The sequence below is a fragment of the Sphingomonas sp. CCH9-F2 genome, from assembly GCF_001556735.1.
In the GTDB taxonomy this organism is placed as follows: domain Bacteria; phylum Pseudomonadota; class Alphaproteobacteria; order Sphingomonadales; family Sphingomonadaceae; genus Sphingomonas; species Sphingomonas ginsenosidimutans.
The window spans coordinates 1-9,781 of the sequence record NZ_LSJO01000260.1; the positions used below are offsets into that span (position 1 = coordinate 1).

12 protein-coding genes are annotated in these 9,781 nt (G+C 64.8%); 4 read left to right on the forward strand and 8 right to left on the reverse strand.

The window, feature by feature from the left end; genetic code table 11:
- Both traA and AX685_RS07720 read left to right on the forward strand, forming a co-directional pair.
- Positions 1-2,449: Ti-type conjugative transfer relaxase TraA (gene traA / locus AX685_RS07715; RefSeq protein ID WP_066487219.1), on the forward strand; the 2,449-nt coding region annotated here is incomplete at its 5' end.
- A 35-nt stretch (positions 2,450-2,484) separates the two neighbouring features.
- The gene (locus AX685_RS07720) at positions 2,485-3,204 is read left to right on the forward strand and encodes a DUF6118 family protein (RefSeq protein WP_231635606.1); all 720 of its coding nucleotides are present in this window, start codon (positions 2,485-2,487) and stop codon (positions 3,202-3,204) included.
- A 3-nt stretch (positions 3,205-3,207) separates the two neighbouring features.
- Here the strand turns inward: AX685_RS07720 and lgt are convergent, their stop codons facing one another.
- Genes lgt through AX685_RS07755 form a run of 7 tightly spaced genes read right to left on the reverse strand, consistent with a single transcriptional unit; the run spans position 3,208 to position 7,314 of the window.
- Positions 3,208-4,083 carry a prolipoprotein diacylglyceryl transferase gene (gene lgt / locus AX685_RS07725; RefSeq protein WP_007016079.1) on the reverse strand — a complete coding sequence of 292 codons (876 nt, stop codon included), beginning with the start codon at positions 4,081-4,083 and terminating at the stop codon, positions 3,208-3,210.
- Positions 4,084-4,129: 46 nt separating this feature from the next.
- A complete protein-coding gene (locus tag AX685_RS07730; RefSeq protein ID WP_004213269.1) occupies positions 4,130-4,516 on the reverse strand; it encodes a rhodanese-like domain-containing protein in 387 nt (128 codons plus the stop codon).
- 36 nt (positions 4,517-4,552) lie between these two features.
- On the reverse strand, positions 4,553-5,302 hold the full coding sequence (locus AX685_RS07735) for an MBL fold metallo-hydrolase (protein ID WP_007016078.1): 750 nt from the start codon (positions 5,300-5,302) through the stop codon (positions 4,553-4,555).
- Positions 5,303-5,321: 19 nt separating this feature from the next.
- The gene (locus AX685_RS07740; protein WP_066487222.1) at positions 5,322-6,101 is read right to left on the reverse strand and encodes a sulfite exporter TauE/SafE family protein; all 780 of its coding nucleotides are present in this window, start codon (positions 6,099-6,101) and stop codon (positions 5,322-5,324) included.
- Entirely contained in the window at positions 6,098-6,541 is a 444-nt protein-coding gene (locus AX685_RS07745; RefSeq protein ID WP_004213266.1) for a DUF6691 family protein, read from the reverse strand. The genes AX685_RS07740 and AX685_RS07745 overlap by 4 nt, the downstream gene beginning before the upstream one ends.
- A 3-nt stretch (positions 6,542-6,544) precedes the next feature.
- The gene (locus AX685_RS07750) at positions 6,545-6,970 is read right to left on the reverse strand and encodes a YeeE/YedE family protein (protein WP_004213265.1); all 426 of its coding nucleotides are present in this window, start codon (positions 6,968-6,970) and stop codon (positions 6,545-6,547) included.
- A gap of 2 nt (positions 6,971-6,972) precedes the next feature.
- Entirely contained in the window at positions 6,973-7,314 is a 342-nt protein-coding gene (locus AX685_RS07755) for an ArsR/SmtB family transcription factor (protein WP_004213264.1), read from the reverse strand.
- Positions 7,315-7,517: 203 nt separating this feature from the next.
- On the opposite strand from AX685_RS07755, the gene AX685_RS07760 reads away from it, so the two are divergent.
- Both AX685_RS07760 and AX685_RS07765 read left to right on the forward strand, forming a co-directional pair.
- Complete coding sequence (locus tag AX685_RS07760) at positions 7,518-8,990, forward strand: multicopper oxidase family protein (RefSeq protein ID WP_007016074.1); 1,473 nt, start codon at positions 7,518-7,520, stop codon at positions 8,988-8,990.
- A gap of 102 nt (positions 8,991-9,092) precedes the next feature.
- Positions 9,093-9,602: a DsrE family protein gene (locus AX685_RS07765; protein ID WP_007406276.1), complete on the forward strand. Its 510-nt coding sequence runs from the start codon at positions 9,093-9,095 to the stop codon at positions 9,600-9,602.
- A 16-nt stretch (positions 9,603-9,618) separates the two neighbouring features.
- Here AX685_RS07765 and AX685_RS23330 read toward each other — a convergent pair.
- Positions 9,619-9,781, reverse strand: a 163-nt coding sequence (locus AX685_RS23330) for a GDCCVxC domain-containing (seleno)protein (RefSeq protein WP_269450472.1), incomplete at its 5' end; no start/stop codon positions are given.

Here is a 9,781-nt window from a genome sequence, read left to right on the forward strand (position 1 = left end):
GAACAGCACCGAGCTGTTGAAAGACTGGCGTGAGGCGTGGAGCGCGCATGTCAACGAGCGCATGGCCGAGTTGGGGCTTGAGGGTCGGATCGATCATCGCTCCTATGAGGAGCAGGGCATCGAGCTGGAGCCGCAGCACAAGATCGGCCCGGCAGCATCGCGGCGACCGGAGCAGGGGCTTGAGGCGGAGCGGATCGAGGATCACACGCGCATCGCGCGTGAGAACGGCGATCGGATTATCGCCAATCCCAATGTCGCGCTGGACGCCATCACCCGGCAGCAGGCCACGTTCACTACCCGCGACCTTGCGACGTTCGCGTTCAGGCATTCGGACGGCAAGGAGCAGTTCGACCAGGTGATGGCGGCGGTGCGCGCCAGTCCCGAGCTGGTGGCGCTGGGCAAGGACGGGCGTGACCAGGAGCGGTTCACGTCCCGCGATATGATCGCGACCGAAGCGCGGCTTGAGCGTGCTGGAGACGAGCTGGCGGCGCGGAGGGATCATGGTCTCCCGGCAGCGGTTCTCGACCGAGCGAGCGCCGTTGCCGGGAGTGAAGGGCTCGTGCTCGGGGACGAGCAGCAAGCCGCGCTGGAGCATATAACCGCGTCGAGCGGCATCGCCAATGTGGTCGGATATGCCGGCACCGGCAAATCCGCCATGTTGGGCATCGCGCGCGATGGATGGGAGCACGCAGGCTACACCGTTCGCGGCGCGGCGCTGTCCGGCATCGCGGCCGAAAATCTGGAGGGCGGATCGGGCATCCAGTCCCGGACCATCGCCAGTCTTGAACACGCATGGGGGCAGGGGCGCGACCAGCTTGGCCCCAAGGACGTGCTGGTGGTGGACGAGGCGGGCATGATCGGCACCCGCCAGATGGAGCGGGTGCTGTCTCATGTCCGTGATGCCGGCGCCAAGGTGGTGCTGGTGGGCGATCCCGAGCAGTTGCAGGCGATCGAAGCCGGCGCGGCGTTCCGGTCGATGGCCGAGCGGCATGGCGCGGCCGAGATCACCGAGGTTCGCCGGCAGCGTGACGACTGGCAGAAGGAGGCGACGCGTTCGCTCGCCACAGGCCGCACAGGCGCGGCGCTGCACGCCTATGAGAGCCGGGGCATGGTGCAGGCGGCCGACACGCGCGAGGGGGCGCGGGGCGAGCTGGTGGGTGGTTGGGATCGCCAGCGCCAGGCCGAGCCGGACAAGACCCGGATCATTCTCACCCACACCAACGCCGAGGTGCGCGCGCTCAACGAGGAGGCGCGCGGGCGGATGCGAGCGACCGGCGAGCTGGGCGCGGACGTGGGCGTAACCGTGGAGCGTGGCCGGCGCGACTTCGCGGCCGGCGACCGGATCATGTTCCTGCGCAATGAGCGCAGCATGGGCGTGAAGAACGGCACGCTGGGCACGCTGGAGCAGGTCAGCGAGCGCCGCATGGCGGTACGGCTCGATGACGGCAACCGCGTCGCGTTCGACCTCAAGGACTATGCGCATGTCGATCACGGCTATGCCGCCACCATCCACAAATCGCAGGGCGTGACCGTCGATCGCGCGCATGTGCTGGCGACGCCGGGGATGGACCGGCACGGTACCTATGTCGCCCTGTCCCGGCATCGCGACGGGGTGGCGTTCCACTATGGCCGCGACGACTTCACCGATCAGCGCCAGCTCGCCCGCGTCCTGTCGCGTGACCGCGCCAAGGATATGGCCGGCGACTATGCCGCGCCGTCCGACCAGGACCGGGCACGCGCCTTCGCCGAGCGGCGCGAGATCCGGTTCCCGGAACTCGCACGGGAGATCGCCGCCAAGGTGCGCGACAAGGCCAAGGGCATGTTCGACGGCTTCCGGCCCAAAGCGGTGCGAGAAACATCCATTTCGGATGTAAAGGCGCAGGCCGAGCCGGCGATCGGGGGCAAGCCCGACCAGGCCGGGGCGATCGAACGCTATGCGCGCGCCGCGGCCGATATAGGCCGGATGCGCGCCAAGGACTTGCCGGTGCTGCCGCATCAGGAGAGCGCATTGCGCAAGGCTGGCGAGGCGCTGGACGCGAACCGGCCCCATGCCGCGCGTGATCTCGCTTCCGCGCTCAGGCGCGATCCCAGTCTCATCGAGCAGGCCGCTGGCGGCAACACCGGAGGGGCCGTGCGCGCGATGGCCGAGGAGCAGCGCGTGCGGCTCGACCCGGAGGCGCGCGCGGGTCGCTTCGTGGAAGCCTGGAAGGCGATGCAGCGCGATCGTGCTGCCCTTGAGCGGGCGGGCGACCGCCCCGGCGCGGAGCGGATGCGCGGCAACATGGCGAAGGTCGCCGGTGCGATCGGCCGCGATCCGCAACTTGAATCCGCGCTGCGTCGCCGCGCGCCCGAGTTGGAGCTGAAACTGGAGAATGACCGCGCAATCGGGGATGCGCTGGCGAAATCGCTGGGGCCGGACCGCGAGCGCGACCGGGGATTGAGCCGGTAGGCATTCGTGCTTTCGGGTATGAAAAGGAAGCAGGATTGAGCAAGGACGAGCACGAACCCGAGACAGCCCAGGAGGCCTTCGCGCGGGTGGAGGGTGAGCTGGCGCTGCTACGCCGCGCCGTCGAGCGCATGGCGGTCGAGCGCGCCGAACTTCCCGAGCAGCCCGACTATAGCGAGACGCTGGCGGGCATGGTGCAGAAGATCGACGCCACCTTGCAGCGCGCCGACGCGCTGGTGACGGCAGCCAGGGACGGAGCAACGCCGCGTCACGTTGTTGACCGGATCGTAGCGGCAGGCGGTGACGCCCGCGCCGAGGACCGGCGGACGATCGCGACCGCAGCCGCAGAGCTGAAGGATGCAACTCGGGCGCTTCAGGGCGTCACCGCATCGGCGCGGCGGGGCTACGAGCAGAACCGCTGGTTGATGTGGACGGCGATCGGCGGAGTGGTGCTCGGCATGGTGCTTTGGGCGGCGTTCGCCGGCGTCGTCGCGCGTGCCGTGCCGGCGAGCTGGCAATGGCCGGAAAAGATGGCGGCGCGAGCGCTCGACCTGTCAATGTGGGAAGGCGGGCAGCGGATGATGCAGGCCGCCTCGCCCACCGCGTTCCGCGCGATCATAGCGGCCGACAGGATGGTGTTGGCCAATCGCGAAACGATCGAAGGGTGCAGCAAGGCCGCAGCCCGAACGCGCGAGACGGTGCGATGCACAATCAAAGTTGGTGCTAGCCTTGAGGAGCAGCAGGATAGCGACCGCTAGTTCCTATTCACTGCAACTCGATTTTGGCATGATTGCTGGCTCACTTTTTACTGATTTGCCCTGCTGGTTGCGCGAGCCGGCGCGCCAAGCTGCGACTATCAAATAGATACCTGCGGCAATCATCGGCACGGTGAGCCACTGACCCATATGAAGCCCTGTTCTGGCTGTGAAGCCGACAAGCTGGGCATCCGGCTCCCGGAAGAATTCGACAATGAAGCGAGCGAGCCCATAGCCAAGAAGGAACACGCCGACGAGCATGCCAGGGCGACGTCGGGCGTTGGTAAACCAGAAAAGGCACGCGAGCACGGCAAACAAGACCAGTCCTTCCAGCCCGGCTTCGTAGAGCTGGCTCGGGTGACGCGCGAGGCCATCGCGACTTCCGGGGAACACAATCGCCCAAGGCACATCGGTGGGCTTTCCCCAAAGCTCACCATTCACGAAATTAGCGAGGCGGCCGAAGAACAGGCCGATCGGCACGGTGCAGGCGACATAATCATGGACCCGCAGCCATTCGAGGCCGTGTCGTCGCGCGAACAGGATCAGCGCGAGCGAGACGCCAGCTGCACCCCCGTGGAACGACATGCCGCCGTCCCACAGCTTGAGGATTTGCAGGGGGTCGAAGATCATCTCAGGACCGTAAAAGATCACATAGCCGAGACGGCCACCGAGGATAACGCCCAACGTCGCGTAGAACACGAGATCGTCGGCTTGTGCGCGGTTCATCGGGGCCGCTGGTTGGGCCAGCAGCCGCAGCAGATACCACCACCCGGCAATGATGCCGGCGATATAGGCCAGCGAGTACCAGCGGATGTCGAGCGGGCCTATGGAGATGGCTATCGGGCTCAATCCGAGGCTGGCGAATGCGATATGGCTATCCAAGGATTGTATCCTGCCTGCGAGAAGCGGCGCTCGAGCGCGCCATGGGTTATTCCGGTGCGATTGAAGCGCCGGCATCCTTGAGCGCCGCAAACCCGCCGGGGACGTGGGCGACATTCTCCACGCCCATCTCCTTGAGTGATTTTGCGGCCAGCGCCGAGCGGGCGCCGGACCCACAATAGAGCACCAACCGCGATCCACTGGCGAGTTTGGCATTGTGGGTGGGGCTTTCAGGATCGACCTGGAATTCCAGAAGGCCACGCGGGACATGCACCGCACCAGCCACCAGCCCCGATTTTGCGACTTCCCCTGGCTCGCGGATGTCAACGAACTGGACCTTGGGATTGCCGACAAGTTTGGCTGCATCGTCAGGCGCGATAGTTTCGACAATCGCATTCGCTTCGGAAACCAGTTGTTTCGAGGTGCGTGTTGGCATCGACTTTCTCCTGTAAATGAACCTGTATCGGATGGCTCAGCCCTGCTCGGACTTGCCGCCTATCTGGCGCAGCATTTCCGGCAAATCTGTCGGGCAATCACCGCAAAGCTTGTTTGCCGGAACGGCAACGTCGATCTTCTTTGGGTAGGGAAGATCGAGAGCGGCCATGATCGCGACGAATTCCTGAACGGTCTTGCCCGCAAGGCGCGGGTTCCGTTCACGCTCCTGCGCCACTGTCGTGATGTGGCGATGATTGTAGTCGTGAGCCGGGTAGATCAGACCATCGCCCGGCAGCGTGAAAATCTTCTGCGTGACGGAGTGATAAAGGGTGGCGGCGTCACCGTTTTGGAAGTCGGTGCGGCCACAGCCGTCGATTAGCAGGGCGTCGCCGGTGAAGGCGCGAAGACCATCGGGCTGCTCAACCAGGTAGGTATGGTGGGCGTCGGTGTGCCCCGGAGTAAACAGCGGCTGAAGCTTGAGCGCGCCGACAGTCAAAGGCTGGTCCTCGGCGACCCCCACGTCAGCACAGGGAAGGCCGTCCATGGCGGGGTACGCGATCTTGGAGCCGGTAAGGCTGCGCAGATAGCAGGCCGATGTGACGTGGTCCGCATGCACATGCGTCTCCAACGTATAAGCCAGTTCGAGATCCAGTTCCTGAAGCGCGGCAAGGTCGCGTTCGATCGTTTCGAGGACAGGATCGATCAGGACGGCTTTGCGCGTCTCCGGGCAACCGAGGAGGTAGGTGTAGGTCGAGGACTCCGGCTCGAACAACTGACGAAAGATCATGATCGGTCTCCAATGGTGTCTAGCCGCCGATCCCGCCCAGGCTGCGGAACAGCATGTAGGCGGCCACGGCCAGCAGGACGAAAGCGAAGATGCGGGTGAGCAAGCCCTTATGATCGGCGAGCCGGATGGCGGTTTGCATGCCGGCGACGCCGCCAGCGACCCCGCCAGCGATGAAGAAGCCGGCCACGCGCCAATCCACGAGTCCTGACAGGGCATAGTTGAGGGCTGTCGCCGATCCGAACGTTCCCACCGAAAACAGCGACGATCCGACCGCGTTGAGGATGGGCATGCCGCTGCCGAGCATGATGCCGGGCACAATCAGGAAGCCGCCGCCGATGCCGATGAACCCTGACAGGAGGCCGGCGAGAAGGCCGATCGCCACGAGCCGCACAGCGATGGGGCGCGTGATCCGCACGCCCGGGTCGCCGCCGCCGGATTTGCCGCGCAGCATGGAAACCCCCACCACGATCATCACGCCTGCGAACAGCACCAGGAGATGCTGACCCGCCACCATCTTGCCCAGGGTGGAGCCGATCAGGGCGCCTATGACGCCCGATGCCCCGAAGACGAGGGCGCAGGGCCACTTCACGGTTCCGGCCCGGGCGTGCTGGATCAGGTTGGCGAAGGCATTGGCGGCCACCGCCAGCGCGCTCGTGCCGATCGCGACGTGCGGGTCCTTCATGCCCACGACATACAGCAGCAACGGCAGGGCAAGGATCGAGCCGCCGCCGCCGATCACCCCGAGGGTAAAGCCGACGACGACACCGGATATGAGCGTGAGGATGTCGACCGGCGTCATGGGTTTGCCCCGGGCCTGGCTGCGCGATAACGTTCCTGAAGGGCGAAGACGCCCATGCCCGCCAGCATCGCCACGACGAACACCAGCGCCGCCGGCGCTCCGAGGCTCAGGGCGACCAGGGCCGGACCAGGGCAGTAGCCGACGAGGCCCCATCCGACGCCGAACAAAGCCGCGCCCGAGAGAAGCTTCTTGTCCAGGGACCGGGACGATGGCCCATTGAACGCCGGTGCGAAAAGCGGAGCATCGCGCCTTCGGCCGAGTGCAAATCCCAACGCTGAAACCATGACGGCCGAGGCCAGCACCAAGGCAAGGCTCGGGTCCCACGACGGCGCGGCGACATCAAGAAACGCCAGAACCTTGCTGGGGGCTATCATGGCGGAGACGATCAGGCCGAAGCCGAAAATGAGCCCCGAGGCGAGCGCGATGAGCAGCTTCCTCATTGCTCAGAGTCCGATGACGTGTCGGGCGACGTACACAGTCGCGGCCGCTGTGATGAGGAAGACGCCTGTCGCGGCGAGCGAGCGGGGCGAGAGCCTCGCTATTCCGCAGACGCCATGCCCGCTGGTGCAACCACTCCCGAGCCGAGTCCCAAATCCCACCAGAAGGCCGGCTGCGATCACGACGGCGACTGGGGCCGGCGACGTGAGGTCCGGTAGCAGGCCGCCCGCCGCCCGGTAGAGCAAGGGCGCGGCGAGCAGGCCGACCAGGAATGTTGCGCGCCAGGCCATCTCGCCGCGGACAGGCGCAAGCACCCCGCCGACGATGCCGCTGATTCCAGCGATGCGCCCATTGGCGATCCACAGGAAGGAAGCCGAGAGGCCGATTAGCGCGCCGCCCACGATGGCCGAGAATGGGGTGAAACCCTCCATCGTCAGGATTCTCTGCTCTCAGCTTCGTCACCGGCGCAAAAGAGTGCGTAGAGTTCCGTCAGGATCGGCAGCACGCGCTCGGACGTGATGCGGTAGAATATCGTCGTTTTCTCCCGCCGTGTTCCGACCAGGCCTTCGTCGCGCAGCGTGGCCAGATGGCGGGACAAATTCGACTGTGTCAGTCCGAGGCGTTCGCCCAGATCGGTTACCGACAACTCCCCGCCGAGCAGGCTGCACAGGATCATCAGACGGTGCCGGCTCGCAAGCGAACGGAGGAACGCTTCCGCTTCGCCGGCCTTTTCCTCCAGAAGCTCCGGAGACATTTTAACGAGGGAAGGTGGCACAGTTGCTCCAAACATCTTATATGTAGCATATATGATGGAGTGGTGTTCGATCAAGCGCCAGCTAGGAGGTTCCCCCCGTGAGCTACTATTTCGCCAAGCCATCGAGGCTCCTTCGAAGCGCCGGAGTGCGAGGTAACCCCATGCTGATCGACCAGGCTGTCCGTATCGCTTCCGAGCTGCGCTGCACGCTGGGACAGATTTAGATGCTCGATCGACGTTCGCTGTTGGCTGGCGGAGCGGCATTGTTCGCAACCACCGCTTGCTCGCGCTCCACGCCGGGCCTCGGCGGGGGAGGTGCAAACCCGCTTCCGATGCCGCCGCTGTTGGACGCACGGCCTGGCCGCTCATTCGCGCTACGGGTCCAGTCCGGAACGACTTCATTTTATCCAGGCCGGCCGAGTGACACGCTCGGGTATAATGGCAGCTATCTCGGACCGACGATCAGGGTGCGCCGTGGCGACGACGTGGCGGCTGTCGTGACCAACGGGCTCAACGCGGACACGACTGTGCATTGGCACGGGCTTCTGATCCCCGGAGAGCTGGATGGCGGCCCCCATCAGATCATCGCGCCGGGCGCGACCTGGCGGCCCACGCTCCCGATCCGGCAGCCCGCAGCGACCCTCCTTTATCACTCACACGTCCATGGGTTGACGGCCGAGCAAGTCTATTCGGGCCTGGCTGGGGCGTTGCTGGTAACCGACGACGAAGAGCAGGGCCTGGGGCTCCCGTCAGAATATGGCGTGGACGATCTGCCCCTGCTCATCCAGGATCGCCAGTTCGAAAATGGTCGCCTTGTCATGCCAGGCGGCATGATGGTCGCCATGCAGGGCCGGCGCGGCGACACGATCCTTGTGAACGGCGCGGTGAATCCGCTGGCGGCGGTGCCAAATCGGTTGGTTCGCCTGCGGCTCGTCAACGCATCGAACGCGCGGATTTATGAGCTGTCGTTTTCCGATCGGCGGAGCTTTCACTGGATCGGAACCGAAGGGGGGCTGCTCGAACACGCAGTGGCATTGGAAGCCATAACCTTGGCGCCGGGCCAACGTGCCGAGCTTCTCGTGGACTTCACGGACGGTAGGTCCGCCTCGCTGGTGACGGCGGCTGATACCAACAGCTCGATGATGGGCGGCATGGGTATGATGGGGCGTGGCGCCCGAAGGACCGATGCCGCGGCACCAGCGACCGTGCTGCGGTTTGAACCACGGCCGTTGGGACAGGCTCGTGCCAGCGGCGTCGTGCCGACCCTTCTGGCATCACGAACTGGGCCCGACGCCAGCAAGGCGGTGCGCCGTCGCCGTCTGAGCCTCAACATGGGCATGGGCGGCATGATGGGCTCAGGAAGCGGCGGTGGCGGCCTTACGATCAATGGCAAGCCATTCGACATGAATCGCATCGATGAGACGGTGAAGCTAGGCTCCACCGAAATATGGGAGGTGTCTGGCGAAATGATGCGCCACCCGATCCATATTCACGGCGTCCACTTTGATGTTCTCACCCGCGGTGGCGGGCAGCCCGATGTTCTCGACCAGGGGCCGCGCGACACGGTCCTCGTCAAGGAACCGGTGGAGCTTCTCATCCGATTTGATCAGCCGGCCAAGAGCGCTCCCTTCATGTATCACTGCCATATCCTTGAACATGAGGATAATGGAATGATGGGCCAGTTCAGTGTTGCGTAGGCGTAGGCTCCCACTTCTGGAGAGTTTATGCAGCGCCTACCGTCCAACAGGAGAGCAAGGTTGCCAAAAAGAGCTTTCGCCACATTTCTGCTCGCGGCAACGATGCTGACCGGCGGCACCTCGCTAGCTGCACAGGATAATCTGGTTTATCCCGTAATACCGGGATTTGGCGGGATCGTGGCCGTGCCCAGTGCTGCCGAGCGGCCCGATCCCAAGCTTCGCTACCGCGTCTTGTTCAATGTCACCAAGGCCGCAAGCTCTCCCGACAAAGTGAATCCCAGCCTTGAGAAGGTCGCGCGCTTCGTGAACCTGCTAGGCGCGGACAAGGTCCATCCGGCTGGTGACATCGCCGTCATCATTCATGGTCCCGCGACCCCGCTCGTCCTGCAGAACGCGCCATATGCGGCGCGTATGAAGGTAGCGGCCAACCCGAACGCTGCGCTGATTGCCGCTCTCCAGAAAGCCGGTGTTTCAATCCGCGTTTGCAGTCAGGCCATGGTCGGAAATGAGATCATGCCGAACCAAGTGGCTTCGGGCGTTGAGATCGATGATTCGGCGCTTACAACCTTGGCGAATCTACAAATCCGGGGTTACGCGCTCATCCCGGATTGAAAGGTGCGATACCCCCTCACCCGCAGCAGCCCGCCACGGTCCCGTTCGCCTTCGCCTCCTGAATCGGAGGGCATGGGACATCGCCGAACGAGCAGAACACGCAGCAGTCGCCGGCCAGGGGCCGCAGCACCGCCGCGCAATGTCGGCAATCATAGAAGAACTGGCAGGCGTTGGTGGGC

Coding starts and splice junctions, on each gene's coding strand:
- AX685_RS07730 (WP_004213269.1), bottom strand. CDS start 4,516: ATGCCAACACGCACCTCGAAACAACTGGTTTCCGAAGCGAATGCGATT.
- AX685_RS07735 (WP_007016078.1), bottom strand. CDS start 5,302: ATGATCTTTCGTCAGTTGTTCGAGCCGGAGTCCTCGACCTACACCTAC.
- AX685_RS07740 (WP_066487222.1), bottom strand. CDS start 6,101: ATGACGCCGGTCGACATCCTCACGCTCATATCCGGTGTCGTCGTCGGC.
- AX685_RS07745 (WP_004213266.1), bottom strand. CDS start 6,541: ATGAGGAAGCTGCTCATCGCGCTCGCCTCGGGGCTCATTTTCGGCTTC.
- AX685_RS07750 (WP_004213265.1), bottom strand. CDS start 6,970: ATGGAGGGTTTCACCCCATTCTCGGCCATCGTGGGCGGCGCGCTAATC.
- AX685_RS07760 (WP_007016074.1), top strand. CDS start 7,518: ATGCTCGATCGACGTTCGCTGTTGGCTGGCGGAGCGGCATTGTTCGCA.
- AX685_RS07765 (WP_007406276.1), top strand. CDS start 9,093: ATGCTGACCGGCGGCACCTCGCTAGCTGCACAGGATAATCTGGTTTAT.